Annotated in this window: 14 protein-coding genes, 2 tRNA genes, 2 rRNA genes and 1 pseudogene; 11 read left to right on the top strand and 8 right to left on the bottom strand. The window is 42.8% G+C overall.

Annotation, left to right across the window (positions count from 1 at the left end):
- Positions 1-183: 183 nt before the first annotated feature.
- Positions 184-2,124 carry an ATP-binding cassette domain-containing protein gene (locus F986_RS16690; protein ID WP_004697418.1) on the bottom strand — a complete coding sequence of 647 codons (1,941 nt, stop codon included), beginning with the start codon at positions 2,122-2,124 and terminating at the stop codon, positions 184-186.
- A gap of 231 nt (positions 2,125-2,355) precedes the next feature.
- On the opposite strand from F986_RS16690, the pseudogene F986_RS16685 reads away from it, so the two are divergent.
- The 4 genes and pseudogenes from F986_RS16685 to erpA all read left to right on the top strand — a co-directional run bounded on the left by F986_RS16685 (position 2,356) and on the right by erpA (position 6,317).
- A pseudogene (locus F986_RS16685) lies at positions 2,356-3,366 on the top strand (putative solute-binding protein).
- 254 nt (positions 3,367-3,620) lie between these two features.
- The gene (locus F986_RS16680) at positions 3,621-4,631 is read left to right on the top strand and encodes a putative solute-binding protein (protein ID WP_004697413.1); all 1,011 of its coding nucleotides are present in this window, start codon (positions 3,621-3,623) and stop codon (positions 4,629-4,631) included.
- Between the two features lie 230 nt (positions 4,632-4,861).
- A complete protein-coding gene (locus tag F986_RS16675; protein ID WP_406935418.1) occupies positions 4,862-5,863 on the top strand; it encodes a putative solute-binding protein in 1,002 nt (333 codons plus the stop codon).
- Between the two features lie 118 nt (positions 5,864-5,981).
- Positions 5,982-6,317 carry an iron-sulfur cluster insertion protein ErpA gene (erpA, locus tag F986_RS16670; RefSeq protein ID WP_004697409.1) on the top strand — a complete coding sequence of 112 codons (336 nt, stop codon included), beginning with the start codon at positions 5,982-5,984 and terminating at the stop codon, positions 6,315-6,317.
- Positions 6,318-6,377: 60 nt separating this feature from the next.
- Here the strand turns inward: erpA and F986_RS16665 are convergent, their stop codons facing one another.
- The 5 genes from F986_RS16665 to grpE all read right to left on the bottom strand — a co-directional run bounded on the left by F986_RS16665 (position 6,378) and on the right by grpE (position 11,412).
- Positions 6,378-6,752: a hypothetical protein gene (locus tag F986_RS16665; RefSeq protein ID WP_005401765.1), complete on the bottom strand. Its 375-nt coding sequence runs from the start codon at positions 6,750-6,752 to the stop codon at positions 6,378-6,380.
- 115 nt (positions 6,753-6,867) lie between these two features.
- The gene (locus tag F986_RS16660; protein ID WP_004697405.1) at positions 6,868-7,779 is read right to left on the bottom strand and encodes a matrixin family metalloprotease; all 912 of its coding nucleotides are present in this window, start codon (positions 7,777-7,779) and stop codon (positions 6,868-6,870) included.
- 83 nt (positions 7,780-7,862) lie between these two features.
- Positions 7,863-8,687: an OXA-211 family carbapenem-hydrolyzing class D beta-lactamase OXA-281 gene (locus F986_RS16655; RefSeq protein ID WP_004697403.1), complete on the bottom strand. Its 825-nt coding sequence runs from the start codon at positions 8,685-8,687 to the stop codon at positions 7,863-7,865.
- Positions 8,688-8,800: 113 nt separating this feature from the next.
- Complete coding sequence (gene dnaK / locus F986_RS16650) at positions 8,801-10,741, bottom strand: molecular chaperone DnaK (RefSeq protein ID WP_004697401.1); 1,941 nt, start codon at positions 10,739-10,741, stop codon at positions 8,801-8,803.
- Positions 10,742-10,863: 122 nt separating this feature from the next.
- The gene (gene grpE / locus F986_RS16645) at positions 10,864-11,412 is read right to left on the bottom strand and encodes a nucleotide exchange factor GrpE (protein ID WP_004697399.1); all 549 of its coding nucleotides are present in this window, start codon (positions 11,410-11,412) and stop codon (positions 10,864-10,866) included.
- A 924-nt stretch (positions 11,413-12,336) separates the two neighbouring features.
- Here grpE and F986_RS16640 point away from each other — a divergent pair.
- Entirely contained in the window at positions 12,337-12,564 is a 228-nt protein-coding gene (locus tag F986_RS16640; RefSeq protein WP_004697397.1) for a hypothetical protein, read from the top strand.
- Between the two features lie 113 nt (positions 12,565-12,677).
- Here F986_RS16640 and F986_RS16635 read toward each other — a convergent pair whose 3' ends face one another.
- Positions 12,678-13,250 carry a hypothetical protein gene (locus F986_RS16635; RefSeq protein WP_004697394.1) on the bottom strand — a complete coding sequence of 191 codons (573 nt, stop codon included), beginning with the start codon at positions 13,248-13,250 and terminating at the stop codon, positions 12,678-12,680.
- 198 nt (positions 13,251-13,448) lie between these two features.
- Here F986_RS16635 and F986_RS16630 point away from each other — a divergent pair, with 198 nt between their 5' ends.
- Positions 13,449-14,522, top strand: coding sequence for an alpha/beta hydrolase (locus F986_RS16630; protein WP_004697393.1), 1,074 nt, complete (start codon positions 13,449-13,451; stop codon positions 14,520-14,522).
- A 45-nt stretch (positions 14,523-14,567) separates the two neighbouring features.
- On the opposite strand, the gene F986_RS16625 is transcribed toward F986_RS16630, so the two are convergent.
- Positions 14,568-15,236: an acetoacetate decarboxylase family protein gene (locus F986_RS16625; RefSeq protein WP_004697390.1), complete on the bottom strand. Its 669-nt coding sequence runs from the start codon at positions 15,234-15,236 to the stop codon at positions 14,568-14,570.
- A 96-nt stretch (positions 15,237-15,332) separates the two neighbouring features.
- On the opposite strand from F986_RS16625, the gene F986_RS16620 reads away from it, so the two are divergent.
- The 5 genes from F986_RS16620 to F986_RS16600 form a co-directional block, all read left to right on the top strand.
- Positions 15,333-15,902 (top strand): peptidylprolyl isomerase, encoded by a 570-nt coding sequence (locus F986_RS16620; RefSeq protein ID WP_004697389.1) that lies wholly within the window; start codon positions 15,333-15,335, stop codon positions 15,900-15,902.
- A 427-nt stretch (positions 15,903-16,329) separates the two neighbouring features.
- A 16S ribosomal RNA gene (locus F986_RS16615) occupies positions 16,330-17,867 on the top strand.
- 61 nt (positions 17,868-17,928) lie between these two features.
- A tRNA-Ile gene (locus F986_RS16610) sits at positions 17,929-18,005 on the top strand.
- Between the two features lie 68 nt (positions 18,006-18,073).
- A tRNA-Ala gene (locus F986_RS16605) sits at positions 18,074-18,149 on the top strand.
- Positions 18,150-18,597: 448 nt separating this feature from the next.
- Positions 18,598-19,130, top strand: a 23S ribosomal RNA gene (locus F986_RS16600); the annotation flags it as partial.

Raw genomic sequence — 19,130 nt, 5'->3', positions numbered from 1 at the left:
CTTATGACTTCTTAAAATGCTCAGACTATTTGGGTGCATTTCCTATTGAGTTATATGCATAGGCCGAAAAGGCACGTTTTTCCAGATCGATTGGTGTTGCAGCAAAGTAAATCAATCAAAATGGTTAAGACATAAAAATGCCCGCCATGCATAAACAGAGCGGGCAGGGTGTATGAGGAAAGATTATTCGTTTTCGAATGAGCTTTCGAGCTCTTCAAGTTCCATCATCAGCTCTAGCATTTGTTCTTCAGCTTCACTGACTTGGTTTTTAAGTTCGGTTTGCTCATTCATCAGTTTCATGAGTTCATCTTTGCGTGCAGCGTCATATAGGCCAGCATCACCGAGTAAATGTTCAATGTCGAGTAAACGTGGCTGGTGTTTTGCTAGCAGGCTTTCACATTTTTCGATATTTTTGCGAATCGGGCGCGTTTGTTCACGGCGCTGTGCGGCCAATTTACGCTGCGCTTCTTTATCAACTTTAGAAACGATGGTTTTTTGAGTGCTGACTTTAGACACGATCGGCGCTACGATTCCACCTTGTTTAATCATCTCTAGACGTGCTTGGCGTAACCAGTTGGCATAATCGTGTAGATCGCCTTCAAATTCGGTGGATTTTCCAGCATGGACTAAAATGAGGTCATCACATACGCTGGCAATCAGTTGGCGTTCGTGTGAAACCAAGACCACAGCACCTTCATAGTCTTGTAAAGCCATGGTCAGCGCATGGCGCATATCTAAGTCTAAGTGGTTGGTCGGTTCATCTAGAATCAAGACATTGGGACGTAACCACACGATTAAAGCCAATGCCAAACGGGCACGTTCACCACCTGAGAAGCTCTCGCAAGGGGTATCCATCCGTTCGCCACTAAAGCCGAAGCTGCCTAAAAAGGCACGTAAGGTCGCTTCACTGATTTTTTTATCCGCAATCCGTGCCAATTGCAGCATTGGGCTGGCCGATTCATCCAGTGAATCCATTTGATGCTGTGCAAAATAGCCAATATTCAGCAGTTCTGAGGCTTTGCGTTGTCCTGCCAATAAAGATAAATCGCCGACCAAGGATTTGATTAAAGTCGATTTACCTGCACCATTCATCCCCAATAAGCCAATCCGGCTCGTCGGGGTGATTTGTATATTGATATTGGTGGCAATCAGTTTGTCGCCATAACCAATATCAGCCTGCTCTAAAGTCAGCAGTGGTGAACTCATTTTGGTGGGTTCACGGAAGCTAAAGGTAAATGGGGTATCGACATGTGCAGGAGCAAGCAACTGCATCCGTTCCAGTTGTTTAATTCGGCTTTGTGCTTGACGTGCTTTAGTGGCTTGGGCTTTAAAACGGTCAATATATTTTTGAATATGTGCCCGTGTTTCGAGCTGCTTTTCATAAGCTTGTTGTTGTTGTGCCAAACGTTCTGCACGAGTGGTTTCAAAGGTTGAATAGTTGCCGCTATAGAGGGTGAGTTCTTGATTTTCGATATGCAAAATACGATTGGTAATCGCATCTAAGAAATCGCGGTCATGCGAAATTAAAATTAGGGTGCCCGTATAGGCATTTAACCAATCTTCTAACCATAAAATAGCATCGAGATCTAAGTGGTTGGTCGGTTCATCCAGTAATAATAGATCCGAACGGCTCATCAAAGTACGCGCTAAGTTTAAACGCATTCGCCATCCACCAGAGAAACTCGAAACCAAGAGTTGGTTTTGATGTTCCATAAAACCCAGACCCGCCATAAGCTGAGCGGCTTTAGCGGGCGCGGAATAACCGTTAATTTCGTCGAATCGGCCATGTAAATCAGCCAGTTCAGTGTCAGTTAACTGTTCAGGATGGTTGAGCTGTTGTTGAATGTTCCAATATTCTTCATCACCGGTCAGGACGAAATCAATCGCAGCCATATCTAAGGCTTTTACTTCCTGTGCCATGTGTGCCACCGTCCATACGGCAGGGCGGCTCAGGGTGCCATCATCAGGACCTATCGAGCCTAAGAGCGCAGCAAACAGGGTTGATTTTCCAGCACCATTGACACCAGTGAGACCAACTTTCCAACCTGGATGGATTTGCATGGAGGCTTTTTGAAATAACACTCGTCCACCACGGCGCAATGAAACTTGATCAAGCTGAATCATGGAACTATCAAATATCAGAAAAAGGTGCGCCTATTCTAATGGATGCGTCAGCAAAAGACTAAACATTCAAAATTTATCTGAACTGAAATCTCTCAGCGTTTCTTTATAAGGGGAGAATGAAACCATTTGACCTTTGGTCGGAAAGCTAAAAGTTGACCTTTTTTGACCTATATTGAGGAATAGCACACAGATATATTTCCCCAGTAAAACAAAAAATATGAAGGGATAATAATGAAAAGAAAAGGATTTTTTATTTTATCGACGCTAGCACTGTGCGCTTTCTCCAGTATAGTGCTAGCGAAGCAGCAGGTGTGTGTCTTCGACCTACTGGGTAAAGCAGGGGAGTCTTATAAATTTTTAGAAGAATGAGCTTTGGTCAGTAAAAAATGGGGTGCACAGGTACAGTTGATTTCGTTTCAGGACGAAGACTTGGCCGATAAAGCCTTTCAAAATGGTAAATGCGATGCGGTGTATATGACCTCAATGCGCGCGCGCGCCTATAACAAGTTCGCAGGTTCGATTGATGCCTTAGGCGGAGTGCCAAGCAATAAAATTGCACAAAAGGCGGTGGAATATGTGTTGGATCCTAGAAATACCAAGCGTATGACCACCACATTACAAGGTGAAAACTATGAAGTGGCTGGTATTGGCTTGATTGGTTCAGCCTATATTTTTGTAAAAGACCGAAGTCTGAATACCATCGAAAAAGCACAAGGCAAAAAATTTGCCATCCTGCATTATGACCGCGCACAACGGGTGATGGTAGAGCGAGTGGGCGCTGTACCTGTGATGTCGGATATTTCCAACTTTATAAAAAAGTTTAATACAGGCGAAGTCGATGTGGTTGCTGCACCTGCATATGACTATAAACCCTTAGAAATTGAAAAAGGTCTAGGCTCTAAAGGGGCTATGCTTAACTTTCCCGTGGTCAATGTCACTGCAGATTTAATTGTAAGACCCGAGCGTTTTCCTGCTCAATTTGGCGAGCAATCGCGGCAATGGTTTTTACAAAAAATTCCGCAATCCTTTGCTATGGTGCAACGACTAGAAGCTGCCATTCCCAGTAAAATCAAAATGCAGCTCAGCAAGGAAGACAAAGAAAAATATCAGCGCTTGCTACGGGATGGGCGTATTGATTTAACCAAACAAGGGGTTTATGACCCAGGCATGATGCGCGTGCTGAAAAAAGCCCGTTGTACGGTCGAACGCACCAACTTTGAATGTTCATTGGGTGGTGAATAAGGCGAAAATCTATATTTCTTTGTAATATTAAGCATCGTTCATGTAAAACGAATGATGCAGGCTTTTTATTTTAATATAATGAATTTAAAATGCTTTTATAAATCCTTTGAAAATAAAAATTAGAGAAAAGAAAAAAATTTGCCCAATTGACAGTAATTTTTGAGTAAATGCTCTATTTTTTTAATTTTAACTTGCTTAATATTTTGCATGTGTATGGACACCTGTCAAATAACAAAACGAACAAGGACACAAGAATGAAAAAATTAACCCTCGCACTCGCTGCTTTTTCTGCTTTGGGTGTAGCGTCGACAGCACAAGCGGCTAAAGTGGACATCTGTGTATTTGACTTGCTTGGCAAATCCGGTGAGTCGTACCAAATGGCGCAAGAATGGGCTTTGGCGGCAAAAGGCTGGGGGGCTGAAATTAATTTAATCCCTCGTCAAGATGAAGCCGTTGCCGACAACGACTTTAAAGCAGGCAAGTGTGATGGCGTGTTTATGACCGCTATGCGTGCGCGCCAGTACAATAAATTTGTCGGTTCTATTGATGCTTTGGGCGGAGCGCCAAGCAATGCCATTGCACAACGTGCGATTACTTTTGCATTGGATCAGCGTAATGCGGCAAAAATGGTGACCAATCTTGGTGGTAAAAAATATGAAGTGGCAGGGATTGCACCTTTAGGTTCAGCTTTTATTTTTGTACGCGATAAAAGTATTAATTCCATTGAAAAAGCAGCAGGTAAAAAGTTTGCAGTCTTGGGCTATGACGATGCTCAAAAAATCATGGTACAACGCGTCGGTGCGCAAGCGGTGATTTCCGATGTGTCTAACTTTGTGGCGAAGTTTAATAATGGTCAAGTTGATATGGTCGGGGCACCGGCTTATGCTTATAAACCTTTAGAAATTTATAAAGGTTTAGGCACGAACGGCGCAATGTTTAACTTCCCTGTACTACAAGTGACAGCTGACTTTGTGATTCGCCCAGATCAATTTCCCGCAGGCTTTGGACAAAAATCGCGAGATTGGTTTGTGAAAAACCTACCGAAAAGCATCGCGATGATTGGTCGTTTAGAAGCAGGCATTCCTGCAAAATACAAAATGAATCTTACAGCAGAAGACAAAACCAAATATCAAAAAATGCTGCGCGATGGTCGGATGGATATGACCAAACGAGGCATTTATGATCCAGCAATGATGTCGGTCTTGAAAAAAGCCCGTTGCTCGGTGGATAAAGCCAACTTTGAATGCTCACTGGGCGGTGAGTAATTTGCCGAGTGTAATCAAAGAAAGCTCAGTTTAAATTGGGCTTTCTTTTTTGCTTTTAATCGACCAATTTAAATGGATTTGACGCAGCTAATTTGTATAGCGCGTAAGAAATGAGTGGTTTTGAACCAATTGAAGTGTCAGTCGGGGCATTAAAAATAACAAAGAGCACAAGTGAATGGCTCATCACAACAAACAACAATAAGTCAAAAGGAAGATATATGAAACAGTGGATGAAAAGCCTCAGTGTCGGGACATTAGTCATTTCTGCAACAGCGATGGCACAGGCCAAACAAATGGTTTGTGTATTCGACTTAGTCGGTAAAAATGGTGATGTATATAGCTTGATGAAAGATTATCAGTTGGCGGCTAAAAACTGGGGCGCGGATATTGAACTGCGGGTCGGACAAAACGAAGCCGTGATTGCTGAGGATTTTAAAGCAGGAAAATGCGATGCCATTAGTGTTACGGGCATGCGCGGGCGTCAATTTAATTCGTTTACAGGTTCACTTGACGCGATTGGTGCGATTCCCGATCTCAATTTAGCGGTTAAAGTGATGCAAGGCTTGGCCAGCCCAACTTTTGCTAAACATATGGTCAATGGTAAGTATGAAGTGGCAGGTGTGATTCCTGTGGGGGACGCCTTTTTATTGGTGAATGACCGTAGCATCAATACTGTAGCGAAAGCCGCAGGCAAGAAAATTGCGGTTTTAGACTATGATCAAGCGCAAAAAGTCATGGTTCAACAAATTGGTGCGCAAGCTGTGAGTGCCGATGTCACTAACTTTGGTGCAAAGTTCAATAATGGTCAAGTCGACATTATTGGTGCGCCTGCTGCGGTTTTTAAGCCCTTAGAGTTACATAAAGGCTTGGGAACGAAAGGGGCAATTGTGAATTATCCGATTTTACAGGTCACAGGTAATATCATTATTCGACCAGATAAATTCCCTGCAGGTTATGGACAAAAATCACGGGAATGGGTCAAAGGCCAGCTACCGCGTGCATTCGGTATCTTGGGTAAAATGAAAGCTGAAATTCCGCAAAAATATTGGATGCAGGTGCCCGCTGCAGATCAACCGGGTTATCAAAAGATGATGCGGGAAGCACGAATTGATCTCACCAACCGCGGTATTTACGATAAGCGAATGATGAAACTGTTATGGCAATTCCGTTGTAAGCAAGCGGCGAAAAACTTTGAATGTGGACTACAGGATGAAAATTACAAACAATCTTGAGGAAATTAGTCTGATTTGACTTTAAATATTCAAATAGGGACCATATATTGAGTATGCTATACTCGAAATATGGTCTTTTTGATTTGAAAGACAGCTGAACCGAACTGAGGAATCTAAGATGAATGCCCAAGCACTTGAACTAAGCGACAATGCCGCAAATAAAGTACGTCAATTACGTGACAGTGAAGGGAATCAAGATTTAATGCTCCGTGTGTATGTCACGGGCGGTGGTTGTTCAGGTTTTTCTTATGGTTTTAACTTTGCTGAAAACCAAAATGAAGACGACGCAGAATTTATCAATGGTGATGTGAAAATGTTGGTTGACTCATTGAGTTATCAATATTTGGTCGGTTCAGTGGTGGATTATATTGAAGGTTTGGAAGGTTCACGTTTCATCGTGCAAAACCCAAATGCAACGACGACCTGTGGTTGTGGTTCATCTTTCTCGATCTAAACCTGATCTGATTAAAAAAGCCCTCATGATGAGGGCTTTTTTATGTGCAATCATTCGCTTTCAATCGAGTTTAATCGCATCCAGTAAGTCAAAAATAATCGTGGTGACATCTTGGCTTAAGTCACGGTTATTAAAAACTTCATAGGCAGTAATGGTGACATCGGTGTCACTCGGTAACAGTTTCTGTTCTTCTTCAATCAAGTCATTGATTGGTAAAAGCGTCTGTTTAACTTCCAGATGTAAAACATCCTTAAACTCTAAATTTTCATCTTCAAGTTCTAACAGCTGCTCGTTAAAATAGGGCAATAGAATAGAATGGAGATAAGGTTGAATCTCAACAATATCAAAGATTTCGATATCACGAGTTTCTTCAATCGTACTGATGTGGTCATTTACTTCGATTAAGATATGGTAGTAACTCACATTCGTCTCCAAAGCTTCTAGTGGATATTCAATTATTTACAATAACACGAACCCGAGTCAAGATGTACTGTGATTGTATTTCATACACATATTGAAATTAGGGGATTGTTTTTAGCAATCCAGCACTTCAACGAGCATTGAACAAGGCAATATCGGCACTTTGTAAACGAAAATGCTGCATGTCTTGCTCTTCTAGCATTGGGTACATCAGGGCTTTCGGATCATTATGATGTTTCATTCCGAGGGCATGGCCAAATTCATGCGCTAAAGTCAGACGTAAGTCTTCTTTGGACTCAAACTCATAAATATGAATTTCACGCCCATTGAACAGTCCTTTATCAAATAGACGGGGTTGGAAGCGTTGGTTGAACTGGTCGATGGCCAGATTATGGCCTTGATCTAAGCGGTTCAGTTCATCTACCTTTTGATTGTAGGCATTCACTTGCAGGTTAAAGCTGGCAATTTGTTGGTCTAAAACGTGTTGCTGTTGACGCAGCTGCACCAAACTCTGTTGTACGGCCGCTTGCTGCGAAGCAGGGACTCCGCCGTGCTGGTTATACTGACGGATCATGGCATTATAGTTTTGACTAAGGTCTTGTAGACTCTGTTTTTGCACATCTAAAGCCCCTGAGTGACGTGCCAGATTTTGTTGCATGGCTTTGAGTTCAGTATTTTTTTGACTCAGCCCGTGTTCATTTTGTGTCAGTTTAGACAGTTGATCACGGCGTTGTACCGACTCATCTTGACGTTGGTCATAAATGAGTCGAATACTGAGCCGAGCATTGGGGTCATAGACAAAATAGTCTTGGCCTAAACCCTGTTTCCAAATATCCGTGGCTTGCTGGCTAATGTACTTTAACTCATGTTCACTAAGACCAAAACGCGGATCGACTTCCGTAATACGATAGCGAATACGTTGATCGAATGGATGAGTGAGTCGATCCAGCAGTGGATTGAGACGCAGCTGGGGCTGTTGCATATTTTGATACAGAATCAACCCTAAAAAGCCCAGTAAAGCAAACAAGAGACTTTGACGCATATTTCATTCATATATCTTTATTTTTAGCCACTTTAGCGTAAAAAATACTTTTGCAACATAAAAAATGCGTCTTCTCTGTAGGCTTAAATTATCCCCAGTGTTATCAGACTTTGTTTGACCAGTTGCTCACGCACGCTGGCTGAAATTCCTGTTTTCATCTGCATATTCAAAGCAAAATACACTTTTTCACCTGTTGCTGTTTCGACCCAGCCTGTCCACCAGCCCACTTGCGGTTCTAGGTCCATGCCCCAACCAGATTTGGCGTAGAGTTTATAATTCGGTTTTTGTTCAATCAGCAACATGTCTTGTACGGTATGTTGCACATCTGGCTCAAAAGCGAGTTGTGTATTGGCCAGCTTCTCTACAAAAAGGACTTCTTGAACAGGCGTAATTTGCAGTGGACCGACTAACCAAAAATTATCGACAACGGTGCCAATCTGTTGATTGCCATATCCAATGCGCTGTACTTCTTTTTGCATCAGGTCTAGACCAATACGCCGTGCAAGCTCCTGATAAACGGGAACGGCAGATGCTTGCATGGCTTGCCCTAAAGTCATGTCTTTTTCCCAGGCAGGGAAGCTGCGCTTTTGACCATCCCATTTAAACACCTCGGTTCTGGTTGCTTTACCATGTTCTAGTCCGATTAAGGCATTCAGCATTTTAAAGGTAGAGGCGGGTACATAGGGTGTCTGAGCACGGCTCAAGTCATTGCCGTAGCTGTGTAAGCCATGCTTATCCTTAATGACAATCACCCCAGTGGTTTGGAGTTGATCGAAGGCCTGTTGGATCTGCTGCTGCGCGCTTTGTTGCTGGTGATTTTTAGCTGTTTCTACTGAGGGGCTTATTGTGGTACATGCAGAACCGAAGGTTGTAATGAGGGCGATGAGTCCAAATTGTAAAGTTTTCATGGTGGCTAAGATCTAAATTTTTTATCAGCCTAATGTAAAAGTAGAAAGTGAAACAACAATATTTAGGTAATAAAAAACCGCGCTTTCGCGCGGTTTTTTATTAAAGAGACAAATTATTTTTTGTCATCTTTTACTTCAGTGAACTCAGCATCTACAACGCCATCGTCCGCTTTCTGTTGTTGACCAGCGTCACCACCGAATGCATTCGGGTCGAAACCTTCAGCACCGCCTTGACCTTGCGCAGCTTCATAAGCGCGTTGCGTGATCGGCATGATGATGTTTTGAAGTGCTTCAGTTTTCGCTTTGATGTCTTCTACATCATTTTCTTTAGTCGAAGTTTCAAGCTCAGCGACTGCAGTTTCAATGGCAGTTTTTTCATCGCTTGTTACTTGCTCGCCTAGATCTTTCACTGCTTTTTGAGCAGAAGATACCAATGCATCCGCTTCGTTACGTGCTTTCGCAAGTTCTTCAAACTTACGGTCTTCTTCAGCATTCGCTTCAGCATCTTTGATCATTGCTTCGATTTCAGCATCAGACAAACCTGAGTTTGCTTTAATCTGGATGGATTGCTCTTTACCAGTGCTCTTATCTTTAGCCGATACTTTTAAGATACCGTCAGCGTTAATGTCGAACGATACTTCAATTTGTGGCACACCACGTGGAGCAGGTGGAATATCGCCCAATTGGAAGTTACCCAACAATTTGTTTTGCTGTGCCATTTTACGTTCACCTTGGAACACAGAAATGTCTACAGCAGGTTGGTTGTCCGCAGCAGTTGAGAACACTTGAGATTTCTTCGCAGGAATCGTGGTGTTTTTCTCAATAATTGCTGTTAACACGCCACCCATGGTTTCAATACCAAGTGTCAACGGAGTAACGTCAAGAAGAAGTACGTCAGTTTTGTCACCAGACAATACCGCACCTTGAATCGCAGCACCCATTGCTACCGCTTCGTCAGGGTTCACGTCTTTACGTGGTTCACGACCGAAGAACTCTTGTACTTTTTGTTGTACAAGTGGCATACGAGACTGACCACCCACCAAGATCACATCAGAAATCTCAGAAGTTGAAAGACCTGCATCTTTAAGTGCAATACGGCAAGGTTCGATTGTACGTTCAACCAAATCAGCCACTAAACCTTCAAGTTTTGCACGTGTCACGTTGATCACTAAGTGTTTAGGACCAGTCGCATCCGCTGTAATGTACGGTAGGTTAATTTCAGTTGCATTTGATGAAGAAAGCTCAATTTTTGCTTTCTCAGCGGCTTCTTTCAAACGTTGTAACGCAAGTGGATCATTTTTCAAGTTCACACTTTGTTCTTTCTTGAATTCTTCAACCAAGAATTCAATTAATGCGTTATCAAAGTCTTCACCACCAAGGAAGGTATCACCATTGGTTGATAACACTTCGATTTGTTGGTCGCCATCAAGGTCTGCGATTTCAATGATTGATACGTCAAAAGTACCACCACCTAAGTCGTAAACCGCGATTTTACGGTCGCCTTCTTTTTTGTCCATACCGAACGCAAGTGCAGCAGCCGTTGGTTCGTTGATGATACGTTTAACATCAAGACCTGCAATTTTACCTGCATCTTTAGTCGCTTGACGCTGCGCATCGTTAAAGTAAGCAGGAACCGTAATCACGGCTTCAGTAACCGTTTCACCTAAGTAATCTTCTGCTGTTTTCTTCATCTTTTTCAAGATTTCAGCAGAGATTTGTTGTGGTGCAAGTTTCTTGTCGTTTACTTCAACCCAAGCATCGCCATTGTCCGCTTGAATGATTTTGTAAGGGACAAGACCGATGTCCTTTTGAACTGCTTGGTCTTGGTACTTACGACCGATCAAACGTTTGATCGCGAATAATGTGTTTTTAGGATTGGTTACCGCTTGACGTTTAGCAGATTGACCCACCAAAATTTCGCCATCTTTGTACGCAATAATTGATGGAGTTGTACGAGTGCCTTCAGCGTTGTCGATAACTTTAACTTTGTCACCTTCAAGTACTGCTACGCAAGAGTTTGTAGTACCTAAATCAATACCAATGATTTTAGCCATTTGGATGCTTCCTCAAAATTATTTTTTGCAATGTTTTTGCTTGTTATTCGATATGAGAGCCGTTCAATTTTTTTCAAGTGATAATCAAGAAAAAATTTTACAAACTCTCGAATTTATAGAGTTTATGCGCCAACCATGACCATTGCTGGACGAAGCAAACGACCATTTAAGGTATAACCTTTTTGTAATACCGTTCCGATCTCGTTGGCTTTCGCATTTGGATCAATCCCGACTGCTTGATGCAAGTCCGCATTGAAACCATTTGCTGTATCAACTGCGACCACACCAAATTTTTCCAGTGCAGTCAGTAACGATTTCAACGTCAGTTCCACACCTTCAAACATTGGTGTTTTTTCCTCACCCGATGCGCTAAGGGCACGTTCTAAATTATCCACTGAGTCCAGTAACTCTTTTGCGAATTTTTCGAGAACGGTGTCTTTATGCTTCTCTGATTCACGTTGAATACGCTCTACACTTTTTTGTGCTTCGTATACAGCATTTGCAGTGCGGGCTTTTTCAAGTTTTAAACTTTCTTCCAGATTAGTGATCTGGGCTTGTAAATCTTCAACTGAAACTTCAGCTTGCTCCGTTTCAGCTTGAGTTTGTGCTGTTTGTTGATCAGCTTGCTCTTGCCCTAGATCTTGAGCTTGTTCGTTTTGCTCAGCCGCCATAGATTTACTCCGTTTAAATGGGTTCTTAAACATGTACAGTCCTTTTGGCTTCAGTGCTAACTGGGTTAATCCTGAACTGCCATGAGTGATAAAATTCATGATTAATACAAAGGTCGGGGCAACAGCCAAAAATTCAAGCGGCTTCAGTGATTAATTCATGTATTTTTGGTAAAAAATTGCTGAAATCAGGCTTTCTAGGTGCTTATTCTGTCCGAAGGTCCATTTCCAATTCTGCTTGAGTTTTTTTATGTTGAAAAAGGCTAATCGTTACATTGAATTATTTTAATTAAATTTATCTGTTTTACTAATTTTTCGCTTGACCACATAATGAGTTCATCAGCGGTGATCATACTTTGTGGAGAGAGCAAAGTATGGTGACTGCGACCTATTTGCATAGCTTGGGGAAACTCTCCCATTTAGAGATTTAGGTTTTTGAATAGTACGTCTCCCAAAAGTACTTTATTCAGTGCAAAGGTATAATGCTGTCAGGATGATTCGAGCTTTGCGCTCAAAATTCGATTTTTAAGGCTGTGGTTTCTTTATTTTTGTATGCTTTTTCGAGCTTAATCCGCCTTGGGTTAAGCTTTTTTTTTTGCTTAAAATTTAAAAGTAACATTATTTAATCGTGTATCAGCATACAAGAGTTCTGCAATGCTGAAGAGTTGAGAGGCTCAGTATAGATTTCCTTTTGTGCTGCTAATCGAAGAGAGAAACAATGAAGAATCAGCACATTAACTTGCATTGCTGTGGAGATGTAGTGCTAAGGCGGCATTTGTGCGCAATTAATAAAAAATTGCACAAGTTGTACTCGAGTCTGCAAAAACTACAACTCAGCACGTGTGTAAAAGTTTTCAGATTTGACAAAGATAGGCAGGGCAAAGTTTGGCTTTGCTATTTTTGTATGACGTAAAAGGAAATGAAAGAATGTTAAATAAGAAAACTGCATTATTGTCTCTAGCGCTTTTAGGTTCAGCATTTGCCATTGTGGGCTGTAGCTCAAATGAAACCAGTACAGCGCCTGAGTCCGCTCAAGTGACCACTGCACCGGATGCAACAGCAACCGTTGAGGGGAGTGCTGGAGTCGAGGTTCAAGCAGATCCTGCGGCTCAGATTGAACCCATCCAATCTACACCTGCGACAACACAACAATAAAGCTTAAAAGAGAACGTTCTCTTACACTCGCTTTGTTCAAGACCTTCACCGGATGCCGTGAAGGTCTTTTTTTAGAGGGTAAATCACTAAAGCTGCTCAGCCGTGTTATTTCATCAGTCTGATGTACGATGACGATTTTCTCGTTCTTGACGTGAGTTATCCCAACCTTTGTTTTGATCGCGGCGTTGATCATCGGGATGTTGCTTACGATCGTTATGGGATTGTTTGCGTCGATCTTCAGTCCGTTGACGCTCTTGCTCGCGACGTTGGCGTTCGGCATTTTGTCGTTGCTGACGTTCAGCATCATAACGTTTACGTTCTTGGTTTAATCGCTCTTGATCACGCTTTTTCTGTTGCCAATCGTGATGACGTTGATTGGCGATCCGTTTGCGCTCAGCTTCAATACGTTGCCGTTCTTGTTCACGGTTTTGACGTTCCCATTCAGCATGTCTTTGGCGGTTTCGGTCTGCCTCGCGACGTTCGCGCTCGATACGGTTTTGTCGTTGTTGGTATTCCCAACGTTGGCGGTCTCGTTCACGTTCATAGCGATCATGCTGGTCGTAGCGTCGATCATCATAATCATAGCGGTGGTCGTAGCGTCCGTCATAATAGCCATCCTCAGGAAAAGCCACACAGCCAACAAACAAAGTGCTGATGAGCGAGAGGAATATTATTTTTTTAGTCATGGCAGATCTCCTTCATAAAACGGAGTAGCAAAACACTCCTAAATCGGCATAAAAATTGTCAATGACAAGCTCTTAAAAGAAGATTAGCGTATAGGGCGTATTGCTATGTATCTTGATGTGAAGACTTATATAAGAGAATGGTCACATAAGTGCTGATCATGTAGAGAATATGAAGAACGATAAAAGGATATTATTGACATGGGCGTGTTGAATCAAACTTTACAACAATGGATGGAACAAGGCCAAGGCAGTGCGGCGCGTGTAATTGATCGCTTACCGACAGTAGCACAAGAAGGCTTGGTGAAAGTACTGGGTTATCCTTACCAGTTTGAACAATTAGATCCCTTTATCAAATGCTTAATGGCAGCTCAATATAAGCAAGGCAAATCGGGCTTTATTTTTGAAGACTACCATCGTTCGCGTAGATTGTTTGATCATCAAATTCAAATGTTGACCGCGAAACCCAGCGCGGTAAAACAAGTGGAAGATTTACGTCTACCTTTACAAAGTGGAACTGTGTTTGCACGGCATTATCATCCTGCACCGAATAAGAAACTTCCGATGCTGGTGTTTTATCATGGCGGCGGCTTTGTGGTTGGCAGTCTCGACAGCCATGATGAAGTCTGTCGCTTACTGGCGATCCATGCCAAAGTGCAGGTGCTCAGTATTGATTATCCTTTGGCACCTGAAGTTGGCCCAAATGTATTGATTCAATCTTGTGAAGATGCTTTGGCTTGGGTCTATCAAAACCGTCGTCAGTTCAAAATTTTGAAAAACCGAATTGCGGTTGCAGGCGATAGTGCAGGTGGTAATATCAGTGCCGTAGTGGCGCAGCGAACTGCTGCAAAAGCTTATGCGCCAAGTGCACAACTGTTAATTTATCCTGTAGTCGATTTCAAAAGTCGCCATCCATCGTTCTTTGCTTATAAAGATGGACTGACCTTAACTGGACAAGATGTCGATAGGGTGACGTCATTGTATGCTGAACAACATCAAGTAGCTCTGGATGATCCTATTGTTTCGCCAACCTATGGCGTATTAAAAAGTGTCGCCCCCGCTTTTGTCATCACCGCAGGTCATGATTTATTGCATGATGAAGGTGAAATTTATGCCATTAAATTAAAGCAACAGGGCAATAAGGTTTATTATCAGAATTATCTAGATCAACCGCATGGCTTTGTGAACTTCACCATCATTTCTCGTCGAGCAAAAAAAATCACCATAGAAATGGCAAAGAACTTTAGAAAATTTTGGGATAAGAATGCCAAATAAAAAAGCATGAATTTTCAAAAGAATGTTTCACGTGGAACATTTTTTTTATTTAGAGCGGATTTTGGCTTCTGGAAAAACGAGCTGAAAGCTCGGGACATAAAAACTTTGTAGAGCCTTGGCTTGGCCAAAGTCTGGAAAGAGAGTGGTATGGTTTTGCCATTCAAATTTTTTCAGCTTCATTAGCTTTGCGCGGAACTGTGGAGAAAACTCATAACGTTGACCTTGCCATGCTTGCTGTATTTTGAGCATAGAACGTGGAATGTGATGACTATTAATATAAAACGGACGTGCCTTTTTACATTGGGTGAGTGTTAAACACAGCGTTTGGTTTTGAGTACTAAGCTGGCATTGTGTAGTTTCATTCTGCGTATGCCAATCAAACTGAGCAAACTCTTTCGGAATGCCCCAAAGTTGTTGACCATGTTCAACTGAAATCTGTGTAGACACATAAATTTTAGGAATCGAGCTTAAACGCCGTTTGCTCAGTAAAGGATGGTCAAGCAAAAGCAGTTCATCATAAGGTCCAACAGGGGATTGATGATAACGAACCAACATGATTTGAACCACACGACCAATCGGGGAAGGCGCGATACGAAACGCTTTATATTGTCGGATAAATTGCGGACTGATCCAATAATTCAAAATAAAGGCTTCACCTTGTAAATGCCAAGGTGGAAATTGACTCAATTGAGACAGGGCTAAAGCTTCATTCATCGTTATTCTCGTTTTCTTAGAAGAAGTAGTGTTTTATTTATACTGAACGATTAATATACCGAAATCTAATAACATCTGAATGCTGTGAGTAACGAAATGTTAAAGAAGAGTTTAGTTGCAGTGGCGGCTACATGTATGAGTATGGCGGTCATGGCAAATAACACGATTGTTGAAATGAAAACATCAATGGGCAACATCGAAATTGAACTGTTTAATGATAAAGCACCAATCTCAGCAAAAAACTTTGAAGACTATACGAAAGCTAAGTTTTATAACGGCACGATCTTTCATCGCGTCATTCCGGGTTTTATGGTGCAAGGTGGGGGCATGACTGCTGACCTGATAGAAAAACCAACACGACCAGCCATTCAAAATGAATCAAGTAATGGTCTATCGAATAAACGTGGCACTTTGGCGATGGCACGAACCAACCTACCGCATTCTGCAACCAGTCAGTTCTTTATTAATGTGGTGGATAATAACTTTCTAGATAGAAGTACCAATAACGCAGGTTATGCGGTTTTTGGTCAGGTCACTAAAGGTATGGATGTGGTGGATAAGATTACTAAAGTACCGACAGGACGTGCAGGGCCACATCAAGATGTACCAAAACAACCTATTAAAATTCTCAGTGTGAATATTAAAGCAGCAGCAGTGCAAAAGTAATGAAAAAAGAGAGCAGAAATATTAAATCTATATTTCTGCTTTAAAATTATTGGGTTAAGTGCGTGGTTGTATATTTTTGAACCTTTTTAGTGCGTAAAAATACAACACCCGATAAAACAACCAGTTAAAAGCACTTGCAAAGCTTTAGAAATCCTCTAGAATGCACCCCATACCGACGAGATAGACGGAAACGAACGAAGCACGAAGTGCTGAGTTGTTGAGTGTATTGAGTCCAGCTTCTAGCACTGACGAGGTGTTAGGAAGATCATTAAGAGATTATGAAGAACAACTTGTGTGGATTTTTACTGATTGATCGATCGAAAATATTTCATTGATTGATGGTAGAAATTACTCGAAGTTTATTTGAGAAATATTTGTCAGAAAATTGATGAGCCAAGATTTGTAGCCATAAGCTACTAATGATTTTTAACTGAAGAGTTTGATCATGGCTCAGATTGAACGCTGGCGGCAGGCTTAACACATGCAAGTCGAGCGGGGAAAGGTAGCTTGCTACCTAACCTAGCGGCGGACGGGTGAGTAATGCTTAGGAATCTGCCTATTAGTGGGGGACAACATTCCGAAAGGAATGCTAATACCGCATACGCCCTACGGGGGAAAGCAGGGGATCTTCGGACCTTGCGCTAATAGATGAGCCTAAGTCAGATTAGCTAGTTGGTGGGGTAAAGGCCTACCAAGGCGACGATCTGTAGCGGGTCTGAGAGGATGATCCGCCACACTGGGACTGAGACACGGCCCAGACTCCTACGGGAGGCAGCAGTGGGGAATATTGGACAATGGGCGAAAGCCTGATCCAGCCATGCCGCGTGTGTGAAGAAGGCCTTTTGGTTGTAAAGCACTTTAAGCGAGGAGGAGGCTACTTTGATTAATACTCTAGGATAGTGGACGTTACTCGCAGAATAAGCACCGGCTAACTCTGTGCCAGCAGCCGCGGTAATACAGAGGGTGCGAGCGTTAATCGGATTTACTGGGCGTAAAGCGTGCGTAGGCGGCTTTTTAAGTCGGATGTGAAATCCCTGAGCTTAACTTAGGAATTGCATTCGATACTGGGAAGCTAGAGTATGGGAGAGGATGGTAGAATTCCAGGTGTAGCGGTGAAATGCGTAGAGATCTGGAGGAATACCGATGGCGAAGGCAGCCATCTGGCCTAATACTGACGCTGAGGTACGAAAGCATGGGGAGCAAACAGGATTAGATACCCTGGTAGTCCATGCCGTAAACGATGTCTACTAGCCGTTGGGGCCTTTGAGGCTTTAGTGGCGCAGCTAACGCGATAAGTAGACCGCCTGGGGAGTACGGTCGCAAGACTAAAACTCAAATGAATTGACGGGGGCCCGCACAAGCGGTGGAGCATGTGGTTTAATTCGATGCAACGCGAAGAACCTTACCTGGTCTTGACATAGTAAGAACTTTCCAGAGATGGATTGGTGCCTTCGGGAACTTACATACAGGTGCTGCATGGCTGTCGTCAGCTCGTGTCGTGAGATGTTGGGTTAAGTCCCGCAACGAGCGCAACCCTTTTCCTTATTTGCCAGCGGGTTAAGCCGGGAACTTTAAGGATACTGCCAGTGACAAACTGGAGGAAGGCGGGGACGACGTCAAGTCATCATGGCCCTTACGACCAGGGCTACACACGTGCTACAATGGTCGGTACAAAGGGTTGCTACCTAGCGATAGGATGCTAATCTCAAAAAGCCGATCGTAGTCCGGATTGGAGTCTGCAACTCGACTCCATGAAGTCGGAATCGCTAGTAATCGCGGATCAGAATGCCGCGGTGAATACGTTCCCGGGCCTTGTACACACCGCCCGTCACACCATGGGAATTTGTTGCACCAGAAGTAGGTAGTCTAACCGCAAGGAGGACGCTTACCACGGTGTGGCCGATGACTGGGGTGAAGTCGTAACAAGGTAGCCGTAGGGGAACCTGCGGCTGGATCACCTCCTTAACGAAAGATTGACGATTGGTAAGAATCCACAACAAGTTGTTCTTCATGACGATGTATCTGAGGGTCTGTAGCTCAGTTGGTTAGAGCACACGCTTGATAAGCGTGGGGTCACAAGTTCAAGTCTTGTCAGACCCACCAAATCTGACTAACAAGCATTGTTAAATGCTGAATACAGAAAAACAGAGACATTGACTTATTGATAAGCTGGGGACTTAGCTTAGTTGGTAGAGCGCCTGCTTTGCACGCAGGAGGTCAGGAGTTCGACTCTCCTAGTCTCCACCAAATTTTAAGAATAGAAAACTTAAAGCACTGCTTTAAGGCTTTTCCTTGAAATTTAAGCAAGAAGCTATGCTTCGCGCAGATAGGTTGGATTACAGAAATTAGTAAGAAGTAGATATTGGTTTACATTTTATTAACTTCTGTGATTTATCACAGTTTCCTGACCTGACGAAGGCTGGAAAAATCATTAACAGAATATATTTGAGTTGAAATAATTTGTTCATACTCGTTTTTAAGATTGACATTAACAGTGATTTATTACTGATTGATGAAGGTTGAAGAAATGAGTTACTAGCGAAATTAACTGAATCAAGCGTTTTGGTATGTGAATTGAATTGAAGCTGTACAGTGTTTAAGTACACAGAACAACAAACTGTAAGGAAGTGATGAGAAATCATCATAGACTGTCTTAATCCTACTTGTAGGGATTAACGACTGTTTGGGGTTGTATAGTCAAGTAATTAAGTGCATGTGGTGGATGCCTTGGCAGTCAGAGGCGATGAAAGACGTAATAGCCTGCGATAAGCTCCGGGGAGGCGGCAAATATCCTGTGATCCGGAGATTTCTGAATGGGGAAACCCACCTGTCATAAGGCAGGTATCGTATGATGAATACATAGTCATACGAGGCGAACGAGGGGAAGTGAAACATCTCAGTACCCTTAGGAAAAGAAATCAATTGAGATTCCCTCAGTAGCGGCGAGCGAACGGGGAAAAGCCCATTAAGTCATATAAGTTCTAGTGGAATGCTCTGGGAAGTGCAACCATAGTGGGTGATAGTCCTGTACACGAAAGGGCTTATATGATGATGTCGAGTAGGGCGGGGCACGTGAAACCTTGTCTGAATATGGGGGGACCATCCTCCAAGGCTAAATACTCCTGACTGACCGATAGTGAACCAGTACCGTGAGGGAAAGGCGAAAAGAACCCCTGTGAGGGGAGTGAAATAGATCCTGAAACCGCATGCATACAAGCAGTGGGAGCC

The organism is Acinetobacter johnsonii CIP 64.6, assembly GCF_000368045.1.
GTDB classification, from domain to species: domain Bacteria; phylum Pseudomonadota; class Gammaproteobacteria; order Pseudomonadales; family Moraxellaceae; genus Acinetobacter; species Acinetobacter johnsonii.
Note: the sequence above shows the minus strand (reverse complement) of the source record. Positions and strands in the feature narration are given on the sequence as shown.

Coding starts and splice junctions, on each gene's coding strand:
- F986_RS16675 (WP_406935418.1), top strand. CDS start 4,862: ATGAAAAGCCTCAGTGTCGGGACATTAGTCATTTCTGCAACAGCGATG.
- F986_RS16630 (WP_004697393.1), top strand. CDS start 13,449: ATGGGCGTGTTGAATCAAACTTTACAACAATGGATGGAACAAGGCCAA.
- F986_RS16625 (WP_004697390.1), bottom strand. CDS start 15,236: ATGAATGAAGCTTTAGCCCTGTCTCAATTGAGTCAATTTCCACCTTGG.
- F986_RS16620 (WP_004697389.1), top strand. CDS start 15,333: ATGTTAAAGAAGAGTTTAGTTGCAGTGGCGGCTACATGTATGAGTATG.
- F986_RS16680 (WP_004697413.1), top strand. CDS start 3,621: ATGAAAAAATTAACCCTCGCACTCGCTGCTTTTTCTGCTTTGGGTGTA.
- F986_RS16660 (WP_004697405.1), bottom strand. CDS start 7,779: ATGCGTCAAAGTCTCTTGTTTGCTTTACTGGGCTTTTTAGGGTTGATT.
- grpE (WP_004697399.1), bottom strand. CDS start 11,412: ATGGCGGCTGAGCAAAACGAACAAGCTCAAGATCTAGGGCAAGAGCAA.
- F986_RS16690 (WP_004697418.1), bottom strand. CDS start 2,124: ATGATTCAGCTTGATCAAGTTTCATTGCGCCGTGGTGGACGAGTGTTA.
- F986_RS16655 (WP_004697403.1), bottom strand. CDS start 8,687: ATGAAAACTTTACAATTTGGACTCATCGCCCTCATTACAACCTTCGGT.
- erpA (WP_004697409.1), top strand. CDS start 5,982: ATGAATGCCCAAGCACTTGAACTAAGCGACAATGCCGCAAATAAAGTA.
- F986_RS16635 (WP_004697394.1), bottom strand. CDS start 13,250: ATGACTAAAAAAATAATATTCCTCTCGCTCATCAGCACTTTGTTTGTT.
- dnaK (WP_004697401.1), bottom strand. CDS start 10,741: ATGGCTAAAATCATTGGTATTGATTTAGGTACTACAAACTCTTGCGTA.
- F986_RS16640 (WP_004697397.1), top strand. CDS start 12,337: ATGTTAAATAAGAAAACTGCATTATTGTCTCTAGCGCTTTTAGGTTCA.